Annotated in this window: 15 protein-coding genes; 5 read left to right on the forward strand and 10 right to left on the reverse strand. The window is 58.5% G+C overall.

All coding sequences use genetic code 11. The annotated features are described in order from the left end of the window. Positions 1-113: 113 nt before the first annotated feature. From ACYJRZ_RS02510 to trxB, 4 genes are all read right to left on the reverse strand, one after another. Positions 114-1,226, reverse strand: coding sequence for an alkene reductase (locus tag ACYJRZ_RS02510; RefSeq protein WP_459455763.1), 1,113 nt, complete (start codon positions 1,224-1,226; stop codon positions 114-116). Positions 1,227-1,376: 150 nt separating this feature from the next. Continuing rightward, the gene (locus ACYJRZ_RS02515; RefSeq protein WP_459455765.1) at positions 1,377-1,670 is read right to left on the reverse strand and encodes an ArsR/SmtB family transcription factor; all 294 of its coding nucleotides are present in this window, start codon (positions 1,668-1,670) and stop codon (positions 1,377-1,379) included. A gap of 564 nt (positions 1,671-2,234) precedes the next feature. Beyond that, the gene (locus ACYJRZ_RS02520) at positions 2,235-3,131 is read right to left on the reverse strand and encodes a LysR family transcriptional regulator VtlR (RefSeq protein ID WP_113230315.1); all 897 of its coding nucleotides are present in this window, start codon (positions 3,129-3,131) and stop codon (positions 2,235-2,237) included. Between the two features lie 23 nt (positions 3,132-3,154). Further along, positions 3,155-4,129 (reverse strand): thioredoxin-disulfide reductase, encoded by a 975-nt coding sequence (gene trxB / locus ACYJRZ_RS02525; protein WP_459455768.1) that lies wholly within the window; start codon positions 4,127-4,129, stop codon positions 3,155-3,157. Between the two features lie 237 nt (positions 4,130-4,366). On the opposite strand from trxB, the gene ACYJRZ_RS02530 reads away from it, so the two are divergent. From ACYJRZ_RS02530 to ACYJRZ_RS02540, 3 genes are read left to right on the forward strand one after another with little or no spacing between them, the layout of a single operon-like run. Then, positions 4,367-4,834, forward strand: a complete 468-nt coding sequence (locus tag ACYJRZ_RS02530) for an Lrp/AsnC family transcriptional regulator (protein WP_459455770.1) — start codon at positions 4,367-4,369, stop codon at positions 4,832-4,834. Between the two features lie 4 nt (positions 4,835-4,838). Then, positions 4,839-5,747, forward strand: a complete 909-nt coding sequence (locus ACYJRZ_RS02535) for a glycosyl transferase (protein ID WP_459455772.1) — start codon at positions 4,839-4,841, stop codon at positions 5,745-5,747. A 55-nt stretch (positions 5,748-5,802) separates the two neighbouring features. Then, positions 5,803-6,717 carry a glycosyltransferase family 92 protein gene (locus ACYJRZ_RS02540; RefSeq protein WP_459456912.1) on the forward strand — a complete coding sequence of 305 codons (915 nt, stop codon included), beginning with the start codon at positions 5,803-5,805 and terminating at the stop codon, positions 6,715-6,717. Between the two features lie 9 nt (positions 6,718-6,726). On the opposite strand, the gene ACYJRZ_RS02545 is transcribed toward ACYJRZ_RS02540, so the two are convergent. The 6 genes from ACYJRZ_RS02545 to ACYJRZ_RS02570 form a co-directional block, all read right to left on the reverse strand. Next, entirely contained in the window at positions 6,727-7,806 is a 1,080-nt protein-coding gene (locus ACYJRZ_RS02545) for a glycosyltransferase family 4 protein (RefSeq protein ID WP_459455774.1), read from the reverse strand. Between the two features lie 6 nt (positions 7,807-7,812). Next, on the reverse strand, positions 7,813-8,289 hold the full coding sequence (gene greA / locus ACYJRZ_RS02550) for a transcription elongation factor GreA (RefSeq protein ID WP_069612629.1): 477 nt from the start codon (positions 8,287-8,289) through the stop codon (positions 7,813-7,815). Positions 8,290-8,543: 254 nt separating this feature from the next. Continuing rightward, positions 8,544-12,029 carry a carbamoyl-phosphate synthase large subunit gene (gene carB / locus ACYJRZ_RS02555; protein WP_459455776.1) on the reverse strand — a complete coding sequence of 1,162 codons (3,486 nt, stop codon included), beginning with the start codon at positions 12,027-12,029 and terminating at the stop codon, positions 8,544-8,546. Positions 12,030-12,250: 221 nt separating this feature from the next. Continuing rightward, positions 12,251-13,420, reverse strand: a complete 1,170-nt coding sequence (locus tag ACYJRZ_RS02560; RefSeq protein WP_459455778.1) for a glutathionylspermidine synthase family protein — start codon at positions 13,418-13,420, stop codon at positions 12,251-12,253. A gap of 11 nt (positions 13,421-13,431) precedes the next feature. Next, positions 13,432-14,244 carry a DUF1190 domain-containing protein gene (locus tag ACYJRZ_RS02565; protein WP_459455780.1) on the reverse strand — a complete coding sequence of 271 codons (813 nt, stop codon included), beginning with the start codon at positions 14,242-14,244 and terminating at the stop codon, positions 13,432-13,434. Between the two features lie 96 nt (positions 14,245-14,340). Next, positions 14,341-15,162, reverse strand: coding sequence for a LytTR family DNA-binding domain-containing protein (locus ACYJRZ_RS02570; RefSeq protein WP_459455782.1), 822 nt, complete (start codon positions 15,160-15,162; stop codon positions 14,341-14,343). An 86-nt stretch (positions 15,163-15,248) separates the two neighbouring features. Between ACYJRZ_RS02570 and ACYJRZ_RS02575 the strand changes: the two genes are divergently transcribed. Further along, positions 15,249-15,740 (forward strand): DUF2306 domain-containing protein, encoded by a 492-nt coding sequence (locus ACYJRZ_RS02575; protein ID WP_459455784.1) that lies wholly within the window; start codon positions 15,249-15,251, stop codon positions 15,738-15,740. A 93-nt stretch (positions 15,741-15,833) separates the two neighbouring features. After that, positions 15,834-16,754, forward strand: coding sequence for a KPN_02809 family neutral zinc metallopeptidase (gene ypfJ / locus ACYJRZ_RS02580; protein ID WP_459455786.1), 921 nt, complete (start codon positions 15,834-15,836; stop codon positions 16,752-16,754). The last annotated feature ends 8 nt before the right edge of the window (positions 16,755-16,762 follow it).

Consider the following 16,762-nt stretch of genomic DNA (forward strand, 5'->3'; position numbering starts at 1 on the left):
CAGGGCAATGGCAGCGGCGGTAAGTGAAAAGCCCCGCAACATCTCTGTGCGGGGCTCATCGTTAGCTCCATGCCAGCCTTGCCACCGGTGACGAGGCCGGTCCGTCAGGAATTTTAAGCCGCTTCGTCCAGCGCCGGATAGTCGGCGTAACCCTTGGCGCCGCCGCCATAGAGCGTTGCCTGATCCCATTGGGCGAGCGGCGCATTTTCTTTCAGGCGACGGACAAGATCCGGATTCGAAATGAACGGCTTGCCGAAGGCAACGACATCAGCCTTGCCGCTCTCAATGGCCTCGATCGCCATCTCGCGAGTATAGGCATTGTTGACCATCCAGCCGCCCGCGCCACCTGCAGCCTCGTAGGCCGCGTGCAGCGCGTCGTAGTCGAATGGCAGGAAGTCGCGCTTGCCACCCGTCTGGCCTTCGACGACGTGGATGTAGGCAAGGCCATATTTCGCCAGGCCTTCGACGACCTTAGTGAAGAGCTGCTGCGGGGCGGGATCGCTGGCATCGCCAGAGGGCGTAACCGGCGAGATGCGGATTGCCGTGCGGCCAGCGCCCACTTCCTTGGTGACGGCATCGACCACTTCGAACAGGAAGCGGGTGCGGTTTTCAACCGAACCGCCGTACTGGTCTGTGCGGTCATTGATATCGCCGCGAAGGAACTGGTCGATCAGATAGCCGTTGGCCCCATGGATCTCGACGCCGTCGAAACCGGCATCGATCGCAGCGCGGGCGGCCTTGCGATAATCTTCGACGATGCCCGGGATTTCCGATGTTTCCAAGGCGCGGGGTTCGGAAACATCGGCAAAACTGCCGGTGCCGTCGCTATTAACGAGGTAGGTTTTGGAATTTTCAGCGCGCTTGGAGGTCGAGGAGACCGGCTTGCCGCCGTTTGGCTGCAGAGTCGTATGGGAGATACGGCCGACATGCCACATCTGCACGACGATCTTGCCGCCATTGGCATGCACGGCGTCCGTCACCTTCTTCCAACCATCAAGCGCTTCCTTGCTATAGAGGCCGGGAACGTTGGCGTAGCCTTGGCCCTGATGGGTAATCGCCGTTGCTTCGGTAATGATCAGGCCGGCGGTGGCGCGCTGGGCGTAATATTTGACGTTCAGCTCGTTCGGGACGGCATTCGGCGAACGGTTGCGCGTGAGCGGTGCCATCACGATGCGGTTGGCGATGGAGATATCACCAAGCTTCGTCGGTTCGAACAATTTGGTCATGGATAGTCCTTTCTTTTGGGGGAGGGAGAAATCAGGAAGAGGCGGCCGCCAGGCTCGAGGGCCCTATGATGGTTAAGGCAGCGGCCTCTCGGGGAAGACGGCATCGGTCACGACAGGCGTGAGCAAATACAGGGAGCGCAGAGGACATTGTCAGAGTTCTTTCTGCATGGTTGCGAGGAACTCTGCGATGGTCTCCTCGTTTCGCTTGTAGAAAATCCATTGGCCGAGGCGCTTGGTCGTCACCAGGCCGGCGCGGTGAAGCGTGCCGAGATGGGCCGAGACGGTGGACTGCGAGAGACCGCAGCGCTCGAATTGGCTGGCGCAGACACCCAACTCCAGCGGGTGCTCCTGCGTCGGAAAATGCGTTTCCGGATCTTTCAGATGGTTGAGGATTTCGAGCCGGGCCGGATTGGCCAAGGCTTTCAATATCTCGTTCTTATCCATGGTGTTTACCACCCAATATCGAATAATTACGATCTATGTATCGACGATTTTCGATATATCAAGGGCGACGCCGAATAATATTTTTCGGCAAGGCTACCGAGGTGACTGCTTAGAAATTGGGCAAAAAAAGAGGGCCACCGGTATGAACCAGGGCCCTTATAGGTGTGAAGGTCAAAACCTCCAGAGGGGAACAGCCAATGCGGTGGAACTGGGAGGAAAAGCCACCGTGTGCATCAGCTGTGTGCGTTATGATGTTAATTTGTGCAGTGCGCAATGCTTTTTTGTGCATGGCAGTTATGCGTTTGGCGTGCCTGGGACAAAAGAGCAAAAAAAAGGGCCTCCGGAGTGAACCAGGGCCCTATAGGTATGAAGGTCAAAAACCTCCAGAGGGGAACAGCCAATGCGGTGGAACTGGGAGGAAAAGCCACCGTGTGCATCAGCTATGTGCGATATGGTAGTTAAATGTGCAGGCTTCAACTCCCATTTGCGCATATCAGCTATGCATCATATGCGTGACTGGTCTATTGGTCCTAAAAAGATTTGGTTATCAGTGACTTACCTTGGTCAGAAATTCCAGTTGCGCGCTTTCGCGACGATAAAATCACGAAAAACCTTGAGCTTGGCCGCATTCTTCATTTCGTCGGGATAGCAGAAATAGGTGTCGAAGGATGGTACGTCCGCATTGATCGCGAGTTGAATGAGTCCCGGGTCGCGGCCGACGATGTAATCGGGTAGTACCGCGATGCCGATGCCGAGCAGGCAGGCTCGCTTGATCGACGTCTGGCTGTTGATCTGCAGATGCGGAATGCGCTTGTTGTCAGACGAGCGGCCGGCAATCTCCAGCCAGTTGACGTCGAGCAGGTAGTTCGGTGCCGGCTCGCCGAAGCTGATGATGCGATGTTCGTCCAGATCCTCGACCGATTGCGGCTCGCCGTAGCGGTTGATGTAGGAGGGCGCGGCATAGACGTGCATGTGCACGGTGAAGAGCTTGCGCTGGATGAGATCCGACTGCTGCGGCTGACGCAGACGGATGGCACAATCAGCGTGGCGCATGTTCACATCCAGCTCCTCGTTGTCGAGGATGAGCTGGATCGACATGTCAGGATAAAGCTGCAGGAATTCCTGGATCTTGTCGGTGAGCCAGCCTTGGCCGAGGCCGACGGTGGTCGTCACGCGCAGCTTTCCGCTCGGCTTGTCGGTCGTCTCGGTCAATTGCATCTTGACCGTTTCGAGCTTCAGCAAAACGTCATGGGCCGTGCGATATAGCAGCTCACCCTGCTCGGTCAGGATGAGGCCGCGCGCGTGGCGGTGGAAAAGCTTGATGCCAACGTCCTGCTCGAGAGCGCTGACCTGCCGGCTAATGGCGGATTGAGACAAGTGCAACTTGTCGGCCGCATGCGTGAACGAACCCGCTTCGGCAGCCGCGTGAAAGATACGCAGCTTATCCCAATCCAATGGCATGCCGTTTCCCCTCATCGGCTGCATCACTCCGCAGCCACGGCGACGGGCATGTGCCCGGTCAAATAGCGTTCCGCCTCAAGCGCCGCCATGCAGCCCATTCCTGCTGCGGTGATCGCCTGGCGGAACGTGTCGTCGGTCACATCACCGGCGGCATAGATGCCTTCGACGCTGGTCGCAGTCGAATCGGGAGCGGTCCAGAGATAGCCATTGTCCTTGAGCTTCAATTTGCCCTTGAAGAGTTCGGTCGCGGGCGCATGGCCTATGGCAACGAAGACGCCGTCGATCGGCATTTCCGTGATGGCGCCGGTCCGCGCATTGCGCAGGCGCGCACCCGTGACCGATGGCGGCATCGGTGGCTTGGCGGGCGTGCCGGTGATCTCCGAGACCTCAGTGTTCCAGAGGATCTTGACATTTGCCTTGGCGAACAGGCGCTCCTGCAGGATCTTTTCCGAGCGGAAAGTATCGCGGCGATGCACCACGGTTACCGATTTGGCGATGTTCGAGAGATAGAGCGCTTCCTCGACGGCGCTGTTGCCGCCGCCGACCACGATCACGTCCTTGTTGCGATAGAAGAAGCCGTCGCAGGTGGCGCAGGCGGAGACGCCGAATCCCTGGAAATGCTGCTCGCTCTCAATGCCGAGCCACTTCGCCTTGGCGCCGGTGGCAATGATGAGGGTGTCGGCCGTCCAGACCTGGCCGCTGTCGGTATGGGCAACGAAAGGACGCTTGCTAGTATCGACTTCGGTCACGAGGTCGTTGACGATCTCGGCGCCGACATGCTGAGCCTGCTGCAGCATCTGCTCCATCAGCCACGGACCCTGGATCGGATCGGCAAAGCCCGGATAATTCTCGACATCGGTCGTGATCATCAGCTGACCACCCTGTTCGAGACCGGCGATCAGAACGGGCTGCAGCATCGCGCGCGCGGCATAAACCGCTGCGGTGTAACCGGCTGGGCCGGAACCGATGATGAGCACCTTCGTGTGGCGGGCAGGCATAGTCAGTCCTTTCAATTCGGCGATTGCGAAACCGCGGCTTCAAGCGCGCAAAACAGGCGATTTCGCGATCCGCGCTTCATTTATGATTGCCTTATGCATTTATTCAAGGGCAGCCTTGCATTACACACAGAGCAAATCTGCTTTGTGTAAGAATCAACTACGCGGGAGAAACTTTCTTGCGTATTTTCCTGCCTTATATAGAAGCTGGCGAAGGGGAATTAAAGAAAGGCAATAAAAGTGCTTCGCGCTGAGCTCGATGCCATCGATATCAAGATTCTACGGGAACTCCAGCGGGATGGACGCATGACCAACGTCGAGCTCGCAGACAGGGTCGGCATTTCCGCGCCCCCATGCCTGCGCCGGGTGCGAAAATTGGAAGATGCAGGCGTCATCGAAGGCTACCACGCCATGCTGAACAGCCCTAAACTGGGCTTCGATCTCGTGGCATTCTGCATGGTCGGTCTCAAGCATCAGTCGGAAGCGAACCTCAAGGCTTTTGCCAGCGCAACCTCGGCGTGGCCACTGGTCCGGCAGGCATGGATGGTGTCCGGGGACAGCGATTTCCTGCTGCACTGCGTTGCGGAAAATCTCACTCGTTTCCAGGATTTCGTCATCGAGGTTCTGACGGCGAATGAACATGTCGACACCGTGCGCACCATGCTGACCATTCGGCAAGTCAAGAAGCTCGGCCTGGTGGAGCTCTAGGCGAATGGCGGATCGCCCCTGGCATCGGTCGCTGATCAAATCCGGCGTGCGCCTTTTCCTGGGCGGCTCGCGGGCTCATGTGCAGGACTGGTTTCCGGGACTCAGCATCGTCCGAAGCCAGAATGTCAGTGAGGTGCATTACCGGGGCATCAAGGTCGCAAGCCTTGCGGGCATGGACCGTCTGCGCGAACGCTGCGGCGATGCGGTCTACATTGTCGGGTCAGGCCCATCGATTCGCGATAGCGATCTCAGCGGCTTGGAATTCCGCAGTGCCATTCTTTTGAATGGTGCCATCGGCTTGTCTGGAGACTCAATCTCCGAGCCTTTGGCAATAGCAGTCGAGGATGAGCGTTTTGTCTGGCGGCATCTCGACATGCTGCGCGAGAAGGTAGCCCCCGGCTCGCTTTGCCTGTTTTCCGTGGCGGTGCTGCGCGCACTCTGTGAGATCGACAAAAGCTGGCTTGCCGACAAGACTATCATTCTGATCGACGATATTCGCAAGCCCTATGGCGCTCGGCGCCGCTCAATCGAGGATCTCAAAAAGCTGCAATATGTGCGGCTTGATGCCAATGGTTCGGCTGGTTTTTCACTTTCGCCGGACCGTGGGGTTTTCCTGGGCGGATCCGTTGCCGTTTCGGCCCTGCAATTCGCTCTTTACTGCGCCAAGCATCAAGTCGGCTTTCTTGGGATCGATATCTCCAATGCCGGCGAGCCGCGCTTTTATGAGACTACCACCGACAGGGCGTTTTCCGGCATTGCACGCGCCGAAGCTCGCATCATCGAGCATCTGGTGCTTGCACGGCAGATCGCTGCCGAGCGCGGCGTCTCTTTCATCAATTATTCCCGTGTTTCGGCGTTGCTCAAATATGATTTTGGTTACGACGACAGGTTTGCATTGAAGCCGCGGGCGTGATGTTCGCCGGGTTTGGCGAGGCTGCTGTGAAATTAGGGTCGATGGAATGAAGCTTATGCGCTGGCTGAAACCCAAGGCGTCCGACGCCAAGAAGCTGTCCATCGATCCGCCTGAGCCTAGGGCAGGGCGCCATGGCATCGCCATTGCCGCCTGCGTGAAGAACGAAGCCCGTTACATCAAGGAATGGGTGCGCTTCCACCAGGCAGTTGGCATTCGCCACTTCTATATTTATGACAATGGCTCTACGGACGAAACCTGCTCATTTCTTAGAAGCCTGCTCTCCGAAGACGCGCTGACGATTATTCCCTGGGCAGGGCGCATGCGCGATGCGGCCACATCGGCGGTACTGAACGGCCAGGTCATCACCTTCGCCCATGCCATCCTGAATTTCGGTGGCGATTACCGTTGGATGGCGTTCATCGATGTCGATGAATTCCTGCTACCGAAGGAGGCCGCAACGGTCGAGCAGGCGCTGGAGGCTGTCGGCGATTTTCCGAATGTATCGCTGCCCTGGCATATGTTTGCGACGAGCGGCCATGAGACGCCGCCGGACGGACCTTTGACGCTGAATTATATGATGCGCGGCGCCGATCCGATGACATCGAAGGAAAATGTCAGCAACTTCAAATGCATCGTCGATCCCTGTGAAGTAACGGAAGTCAGCGTGCACCAGTTCCGGACGCGGGCTTACGGCGATCTGACGGCCAATGATGCGGGCAAGCGGTTTACGCGGCGTGCGCGGAAGTCTCCCGAGTTCTACTCGAACCGCTTTCTGCAGCTGAACCACTATTATACGAAATCCCGGCAGGAGCTGATGGAAAAGCTGGCGCGGGGATGGACCTATGACGCGAGTGCTACGAAATATCGGGACAAGGTCCTATCCATCGTCAAAAGCATCGAGGAAGACATGGTTGAGGATCGTTCGATGATCGATTTCATCGAGCGCAACCGCATCGATCTCGGCCGCTGAGCGATCCGCCTACCTGTTAGTGATGAGCAGCCGCTTGTAGACGTCGCCGATGGCGGTCGCTTCCTTTTCCAAAGCGAATTCGCTCCGCACATGGCGCACGGCATTTTCGCCTTGGCGAAGTGTTTCCTCCGGATTAGCAAGATAGAAAGCGATCGCTCTGGTGAGAGCGTCGCCATTTCCCGCTGGCACCACGGCGCCCGTTTCGCCCGCTACGATCATCTCGGCGTAGGCGCCGGCATCCGAGGCGACGACGGCGGTACGGGAGGCCATGGCTTCCAGCGGCGTCAGACCGAAACCCTCGTTGCGGGAAGGGGCGACATAGAGGGTGGCGCGGCGATACCAGGGCTTGATATCGTCGACCTCGCCCATGAAGCGGATGCGATCGGTGAGACCTGCATCCGCCACCATCTTTTCCAGCTGCTGGGCAAAACTGCGGTGCTCGGCCGTTACACGGCCGCAGATGACGGCAGTCCAGTCCGGATAGCGCGGCAATAGCTCGATCATAGCTTTGACGAAAAGATCGGTGCCCTTCTGATGGCGGACCCGGCCGAAGCAGCCGATCAGATAGGTGCCGGGCAGGCCGGTTGCCGCCATGCGGTCGTCAGGCTTTTCCGGCGGATGGAAACTGTTGAGGTCGACGCCATGCTGGATGACGGTGTGCGGTACTTCGAGAAAGCTGCCCGAGCGGGTGCTGGTGGCAATCACGGCATCCATGCGGCGGATCAGCCAGCGCGTGTAGCCGGTGTGACGGCGTTGGGCGGCGGAGGTAAAGACGAGCTTGAGGGGCATGCGCAGAACGGAGCGTAGCAGCAAACCCACAAGCATTTCGTTGTTGCGACGGGCATGCCAGACGCGCACGCGATAGCGGCGCGGCTTCACCCACAGACCGGGAAGGCGGAGCCAACCGAGTTTCGGCAGATCTCCCGGCAGGCCAGGTCCGAGTGTGGCGATATGATAGCCGAGCTCGACCTGCTTGGGGACGAGCTGCACGATCGTAGACGTAACGCCGGAAAGCCGGCGTTTGAAATTCGTTGCTATGATTTCGATCTCACGGAGATCGCTCGCATGCGCTGTCTCGCGATCGCGCACGGGCGATCAGCCCCAGGAGACGGAGAGGATTTCGTAGGCCTTGGCGCCGCCGGGTGCATTGACCTCGATGGAATCGCCGACTTCCTTGCCGATCAGGGCGCGGGCAATCGGGGAGGAGATGGAGATGCGGCCTGCCTTCACATCGGCTTCCTGATCGCCGACGATCTGGTAGATCTTCTCTTCTTCGGTGTCTTCGTCGACGAGCTTGACCTTGGCGCCGAACTTGATCTTCGAGCCGGACATCTTGGTGAGATCGATGACTTCGGCGCGCGCCGTCAGATCTTCAAGCTCGGTGATGCGGCCTTCATTGTGGCTTTGGGCTTCCTTGGCTGCATGGTACTCGGCATTTTCGGAGAGGTCGCCGTGGGCGCGCGCTTCTGCAATTGCCTCGATGATTCGCGGGCGCTCTTCCTGCTGACGCCAGCGCAGTTCTTCCTGCAGCTTGACGAACCCGTTCTGCGTCATCGGTACCTTTTCAACCATTTTTCTTGTCCTTCACTCCCTGTGTTGCTCTGCTGCAGACACAAAAGAAAACAGGTCCCGAAGGGGTACTTCGGAACCATCCAGAGCCGTTATTCTGCCATCTATAGCAGATTGCAACAGACGAATGCCAGAAAATTCGAAGGTTTAAGGAAAAGCTCCTATTGAAGCTCCCTCACCATTCAATAGGCTGGCTGGGCCGCAGCGAACGTGAGCCGGCTATCCTGTTCACGCTCCTCGCGGTCGAATCAGCTGCGTCAGAAATAGCTCTGCAGCGGCTGAACTTCGAGGTTTCCGGCTTTCAGCGCCTTGATCGCCATGGCAGCGGCTTCGGCGCCGGCCATGGTCGTGTAGTAGGGCACCTTCTGCATTAGCGTCGCCCGGCGCAGCGACTTCGAATCCGAGATCGCCTTATTGCTGTCGGTCGTATTGATGACGAGCTGGACCTGGCGGTTGCGGATCGCGTCCTCGATATGCGGACGTCCCTCAAGCACCTTGTTGATCTTCGTCGCCTCGATGCCGTTTTCGGCTAGAAAGCGCTGCGTTCCGCCGGTCGCGAGCACCTTGAAACCCTGTTCCGTCAGCATGCGGATGGCGGGCAGCACGCGCGGCTTGTCGTCGTCGCGGACCGAGACGAACACCGTTCCGTCACGTGGCAGTTCCACGCCGGCGCCGAGCTGCGACTTGGCGAAGGCGAGCGCGAAATCCGTATCGAGGCCGATGACTTCGCCGGTCGAGCGCATTTCCGGTCCAAGGAGAGTATCGACGCCCGGGAAGCGTGCGAAGGGGAAGACGGCTTCCTTGACGGCGATATGCTTCAGCTTGCGCGGGTCGGGCTTGTCGCCGTAGGCGGCAAAGGTCGCATCCAGCTTCTCACCGGCCATGACGCGAGCGGCGATCTTAGCGATCGGCGCACCGATGGTCTTGGCGACGAAGGGGACCGTGCGCGAGGCGCGCGGGTTGACTTCGAGCACGTAGACCGTGTCGTCCTTGATGGCGAACTGAACGTTCATCAGGCCACCGACATTCAGAGCCTTGGCCATGGCTTTCGCCTGGCGTTCGAGCTCGTCGATCATGGCCGGGGAGAGCGTGCGAGGGGGCAGCGAGCAGGCGGAGTCGCCCGAATGGATGCCTGCCTCTTCGATGTGTTCCATGATGCCGGCGACATAGACGTCGGTGCCGTCGGAGAGGCAATCGACGTCGACTTCGATGGCGTTGGTCAGATAGCTGTCGAAGAGCAGCGGGTTCTTGCCGAGCAGCGTGTTGATCTGGCCGGTCTTGTCATTGGGGTAGCGCTGCTTGATGTCTTCCGGCACCAGCTCCGGAACAGTATCGAGCAGGTAGCCCTGCAGCTGGCCTTCCGAATGGATGATCTGCATGGCGCGGCCGCCAAGAACGTAGGACGGGCGCACGACCAGCGGGAAGCCGATTTCTGAAGCAATGAGGCGAGCCTGCTCGACGGAGTAGGCAATGCCATTATTCGGCTGATTGAGATCGAGCTTCATCAGGAGCTTCTGGAAGCGGTCGCGATCTTCGGCAAGGTCGATCGCATCAGGAGCGGTGCCGAGGATCGGGATACCGTTCTTTTCCAGCGCTTCGGCGAGCTTGAGCGGAGTCTGGCCACCGAACTGGACGATGACACCGACGACTTCCCCCTTTTCCTGCTCTGCACGCAGGATTTCGATGACGTCTTCCGCCGTCAGCGGCTCGAAATAGAGGCGATCCGATGTGTCGTAGTCGGTCGAAACCGTTTCCGGGTTGCAGTTGATCATGATCGCTTCATAGCCGGCATCCTTCAGCGCGAAGGCGGCATGGCAGCAGCAATAGTCGAATTCGATGCCCTGGCCGATACGGTTCGGGCCGCCGCCGAGGATGACGACCTTCTTACGGTCGGAAACCTGAGCTTCGGAACGAGCGGCGCCGACGAAGGGCGTCTCATAGGTCGAGTACATGTAGGCCGTCGGCGAGGCGAATTCGGCGGCACAGGTATCGATGCGCTTGAAGACCGGGCGGACGTTCAGCGAATTGCGCAGCTCGGCTACTTCCTTCGGGCGCTTGCCGGTCAATGTTGCGAGACGGGCGTCGGAGAAGCCCATGGCCTTCAGCATGCGCAGATTGGCGGCATCCTGCGGCAGGCCGTGCTCGCGGATGCGCTCTTCCATGTCGACGATGTTCTTCAGCTGCTCGAGGAACCAAGGGTCGATCTTGCAGCCTTCATGTACCTCTTCGATGCTCAGCCCCAAGCGCAGCGCCTGGGCGACCATGCGCAGGCGATCGGGTGTCGGCGTGCCGATGGCGGCGCGGATGGCGTTGCGGCTGCCTTCGCCTTCCTCCGTGCCGGGGATTTCGATCTCGTCCAGGCCTGTCAGGCCGGTTTCGAGGCCGCGTAGTGCCTTCTGCAGCGATTCCGCGAAGGTACGGCCGATCGCCATGACTTCGCCGACCGACTTCATGGCCGTGGTTAGAACCGGGGAGGCGCCGGGGAATTTTTCAAAGGCGAAGCGCGGGATCTTAGTAACGACGTAGTCGATCGAAGGCTCGAAGGATGCCGGGGTTGCACCGCCGGTGATATCGTTTTCGAGTTCGTCCAGCGTGTAGCCGACAGCGAGCTTGGCGGCGACCTTGGCGATCGGGAAGCCGGTTGCCTTCGAGGCCAGCGCAGAGGAGCGCGACACGCGCGGGTTCATCTCGATGACGACGAGGCGGCCGTCTTTCGGATTGACGGCGAACTGCACGTTCGAGCCACCGGTCTCGACGCCGATCTCGCGCAAAACCGCGATCGAGGCGTTGCGCATGATTTGGTATTCTTTGTCCGTCAGTGTCAGCGCGGGAGCGACGGTGATGGAGTCGCCGGTGTGGACACCCATCGGATCGATGTTTTCGATCGAGCAGATGATAATGCAGTTGTCCGCCTTGTCGCGGACGACCTCCATCTCATACTCCTTCCAGCCGAGGACCGATTCTTCGATCAGGACTTCGGTGGTCGGCGAGGCGTCGAGGCCGCCGCCTACAATTTCGAAGAATTCCGAGCGGTTATAGGCGATGCCGCCGCCGGTGCCGCCGAGCGTGAAGGACGGACGTATGATGGCGGGCAGGCCGACATGATCGAGCGCCTGCGCGGCAATTGCCATTGCGTGGCTCATATAGCGCTGCTTGCGGTCGCTTTCGCCGAGATTCCACTGGTTTTCCAGTTCGTCGAGCGCCTTGTCGAGCGCAGGACCAGAAAGCGATGCCTTCAGCTTGCTCCGCTCGGCCTCATGCGTCTTGCGGTCGGCATCCTTGATGTCGGTGGCGTTCGCCAGCATGGAGCGCGGCGTTTCGAGGCCGATGCGAGCCATGGCTTCGCGGAACAGGGCGCGGTCTTCGGCCATGTCGATGGCGGCTGGCTTGGCGCCGATCATCTCGACATTGTAGCGGTCGAGCACACCCATGCGCTTCAGCGAAAGCGCGGTGTTGAGCGCAGTCTGGCCGCCCATGGTCGGCAGCAGCGCGTCCGGGCGCTCCTTGGCGATGATCTTGGCGACGACCTCGGGCGTGATCGGTTCGACATAGGTCGCATCCGCCAGGCCCGGATCGGTCATGATCGTTGCCGGGTTGGAGTTGACGAGAATGACGCGGTAGCCTTCCTCTCGCAGCGCCTTGCAGGCCTGCGTGCCCGAATAGTCGAATTCGCAAGCCTGTCCGATAACAATCGGTCCTGCACCGATAATGAGGATCGATTTGATATCTTGGCGCTTCGGCATGGGCTCACATCCGTTTTTTCGTTGCGCCAAAAACCGGCCAGGGTGGGAGGTCACCGGCCGGGGGCGCTATGGGCAATATTTTCAGGCTAGAAGCGGCTTATAGGCAAATGTATTTGCAAACGGAACCCCATAAATGGCGGAATCGACATGAATTCTGCCGAGATCGTCAAAGGGGGGTGAAATGACGGACAGGGGCAGACCGTACTGGCGTTATCTATCGGCTAGCTGTCGATATAATGAGGGACGAAGCGTGAGGTGTCTCGCGTGACGGGAGTATCGTCCTCGCGAATGCCGATACCCGCCGGCTGACCGGCGACGATCCAAGATCCAATGACGGTCCAATCGTCACCAAAGCGGGGAAGAAGGTGCAATGCCTGTCTTATATATCCTTCCTCACCGTAAGGCCCTTCAACCTGATATATGCCAGCACCGGCTTCATGATTGACGAGCGTTACATTCGCACCTTCACGCGATAGCAGCGGCTTGCGGACATATCGCTCGCCGAGATCGCCGATACGCGCATCGTCCTCGAAATAAGCGGGCAGAAGGTTTTCATGACCGGGAAACATTTCCCACAATACCGGCAGCAATCCCTTGTTGGACAGTGTCAGTTTCCACAGCGGTTCGATCACCCGCGTGGGGGTTAGCGGCAGATGGCGGCCGAAAGGCTCGCGCACCATGTCTTCGAGCGGATAGAGCTTGAACAGGCAGTCGATGGGTTCATCTTGAAGATCGATCAGCCTATGGCTGTCGTCAACGCCGATATCGGGCATGGCGATGAGCTTCGCATCGCAACCCGCTTGCGCGGCGCAATCGACAAAGTAGTTCAAGGTCACGAGGTCTTCTTCCGATTCCAGCATGCCGGCGAAATGCATGCGGCCCGAAGGTGCAGCGAGGACGCGGATAGCATCGATCAAGCGTTCATGCAGTGAGTTGAACTGGTCTGCCGAGGAAGGAATTTCGCCACGCCGCTTCATGTCTTCAAGCCATTGCCATTGGAAAACCGCGCTTTCAAACAAGCTGGTCGGTGTATCGGCATTGAATTCGAGAAGCTTTGCCGGACCGTTTCCATCATAGGAAAGGTCGAAACGGCCGTAGAGGTCACGTTCCCGATCGCGCCAGGAGCGCAAAACAGCATCATGATAGGCGGACGGAATGGCCATCCGGTGCATCAATTTATCGTCCGCCGCGATCCTTTCGATTGCCGCGTAGCACATTTCCAGCAATTCGGCGGAGGGAGCCTCGAGCCTCGTCTCGATTTCCTCAAGGGTGAAAACATAGGCATGCCGCTCGTCCCAGTAACGCTCGCCGTACATGGAATGGATCGTAAAGCCGCAGGCTTCAGCGTCGGCCTTCCAATCCGGCCGTTCGTTCATCACCACCCGTTTCATTCGTTCACCCGTCAGCCTGAAAGATGGAAGCCACGAAAGCCCCAGCCGCCACGTTCTACCGTACCGCTCGAGCGCCCGGCACGGTCTGAAGATCTCCCCCAAACGCTACCACCGCCGCCGCCACCGGAAGACGAAGACGCCTGCCCGTTGTCATCCTTTCTTTCCATATTGGCCGCTTTCCCAAGCAGCATACCGTTGGCAAGGCTCCGCCCGGTTGCCGTGCGAAAGTCGCTGCTCCCGCGCGGTTGATAAAGCGCGTTTGTGCCGATCGAGCCGGCGCCATTTCCGGCCAGATAACCGCCCAATACGGGAATGAAGTGACCTACGCCGGACCGATGCAGGCCGGTCGTGGGTTGGCAATTGTTAATGCCATAATCCTTCTCGCAGTTCGCGGCCGTTTCGTAGGCTGGTGCGCTTTGCAAGCGCTCCGTTTGCGCGGCAACATAATCGTATCGGCATTCGTCAGCGGAAACTATATCGGCGGCAATACATGCGTTGATGTCCTTGTATATCTGAACGGTGTCTTCCTTCTCGCCACAGCCGGTCAATGCCGCCGTTCCCATGAGCAGCAGAGACACACTCGTCGATCGTTTCATAGAACCCCCTGCGCAGTGCGCGTTAAGACACCCAGATCGATCATGATCGCCTGACCGCACTACAGTTGTCCGCTTATGTAAGGGATACAACGTAAAGAATATGGGCGCGAAAACTGAGTTAGGTGCAAATCGCTCATGTTTAAAGAACGCTGACGCGAATTCGGCCGATTTTTTTAGATCAATGGTTGTGACAGTAAAGAATATCTTTCCAACGTTCACGAGTTGCATTGACTCCATGCTCTGAGGAGGAGCTGTCTTTACCTCTGGGGCTGCTTCTGCAGAAGCGGTTTTGTGGAATGGAAGGACTCAGCAATCCAGCAGCCATCAGCCGAAACGGCGCCGGACCGTCTCGGCATAGGAACGGCTGACTGGCATCTCCGTACCGTCGCGGGCGACGACGAAAAGCTTGCCGTTGCCGCGTTTCAGGCCGGCAACATGATCCGTCGCAACCCAGTGTGATCGGTGCAGGCGGATACCTTCCGTATTGCCGATTTCCGTCAGGGCATCGCCAAAGCGCAGCAGGATGAGTTCGCGCCCACGACTTGTGACGACCTCGGTGTAGTGATCGCGAACGGTAAGCCTTATCAGGGCTCCCCGATTTTCCGGTTTCAGGCGTAAGAGAATCGGTGGCTGCGATGCCGGCGGTTGATGCTGGGACGCGACGGATCGTGTTTTTGTCTCCTCGAACTCTGTCCCTCCAGCTGCGATCGCTATCTGCCGATGCATGGTCATATAGGCGAGAATACAGAAGAGGGCGCAGAGCGGTATCGATCCGAGGGACTGGTGCAGGCTGCCGACTACTGTGGGCATTGTGCCGAAGAATGCGAGGTCGATGAGCGTGATGCCGAAGCCGATCGGCAATGCTGCAGTGATGGAACCGATCATCATTCTTGCGAACATGCTTGCTATTTGCCCGCGCAGCAGGATTTCGGTGACGATGGAGAAGACGATCGCGATCGACCACGCCATGGCATGAAGAGCAAGCCAATAGCCGAGGCGAGCTCCCGGCATCAGCCGGTCGAGGGTCCCATAGGGGCCCGTCAGAGCAAAGATCAGGACGATCGTGGCGAACGTCGCCCAGAGCCGCGGCGAGCGCCAGGCGACCTGCAATTCACGAAGCGTGGATTGCAATAAGGTGTGATCCACGAAGATGTCTCGTTCTTTCGCGCAATTTCGGTTGAGAGAACAGCACTATCGCGGAAAGGCTCGATAAACTCAACCGGATAGAGATCATGACGTTCGAGCCGCTTCTTGATGCCCCACTTGCGATTCAGATCCATGTTGTGGCGGTCGTTCCGGCCGCCTTGCTCGGAGCCTATCTTCTTGCCAGGCCCAAGGGGACTCCGAGACATCGTCAGCTAGGCAAGATTTGGCTAGTTCTAATGGTCGTAACTGCGCTATCGAGCTTTTTCATCCATCAGATCAACATGTTTTACGGCTTAAGCCCAATCCACCTGCTTTCCGTGCTCGTTCTCTTCGGTTGCTGGGGAGCGATCGCCAATGCGCGTAAGCACAATATTGACGCGCATAAGCGCATCGTCAGAGGCCTTTACTTCGGTGGCATCGTAGGTGCCGGAGCTTTTACCTTTCTTCCTGGGCGGATCATGAACAAGGTTGCCTTCGATGGCGATGAAATGGCGCCGTTTCTAATCGCAGCAGGTATAGTCACCACGCTTTTGTGGCTGATGTCCAAAAAAATATGGCAGCGCCGCCGCTTAAGCTGATGTTCTGTTGATAGCCAACTGGCTTTGTTACACGTCCTGGATATATAAATGCCTCAAGGGACTTTGATTTTAGGCATCGCCAGGAGGTGCACTATGGATTGGAAGGGGCGTCGGCAATCCGACAATATCGAAGACGAGCGCGGCTCATCCCCGATGAGCGGCGGCGGTGGCGGCGGCTTCCGGTTCCCGGGCGGAGGGATTGGTGGCGGCGGATTGAGCTTCCGCACCATCATCGTGCTGATCGTGATCTTCCTGATCCTGAGGGCCATGGGCGTCGATGTCATCGGCCTGCTGCAGCAGAGCGGCATGCTGGAGGGTGGCGGCTCCGGATATCAGCAGAGCACCTCCAATAGCGGTGGCGGCGGGCAGCCAGCCAATGACGAGATGAAGCAGTTCGTCGCAACTGTTCTTGCCGATACGGAAGACACGTGGACCGGCATCTTCAAATCGATGGGCCAGACCTATACGGATCCGAAGCTCGTGCTGTTTTCCGGCAGCTTCCCTTCGGCCTGCGGCCAGGCTTCGGCCGCCACAGGTCCCTTCTATTGCCCGAGCGATCAGAAGGTCTATCTTGACATGGCCTTCTTCCAGCAGATGAAGGATCAGTTTGGCGCGTCCGGCGACTTCGCGCAAGCCTATGTGATCGCACATGAGGTCGGCCACCATGTTCAGGACTTGCTCGGAATCTTGCCGAAATTCAATCAAGCCCGTCGTAACATGAGCGAAGTGGACGCCAACAAGATGTCGGTGCGCATCGAACTGCAGGCGGATTGCTTTGCCGGCATATGGGGCAAGTTCACCCAGCAGAAGGGAATCCTACAGGCGGGTGATCTCGAAGAGGCGCTGAATGCGGCGCAGCAGATCGGCGATGACACGCTGCAAAAGCGCACGCAAGGCTACGTCGTTCCCGACAGCTTCAATCACGGCACTTCGGCGCAGCGCGTCAAGTGGTTCAAGCAAGGCTTCGATTCCGGCAAGCTTTCGGATTGCGATACGCTGAACAATCCGGTCTGATCCTACTT

Source organism: Rhizobium sp. No.120, from assembly GCF_054558365.1.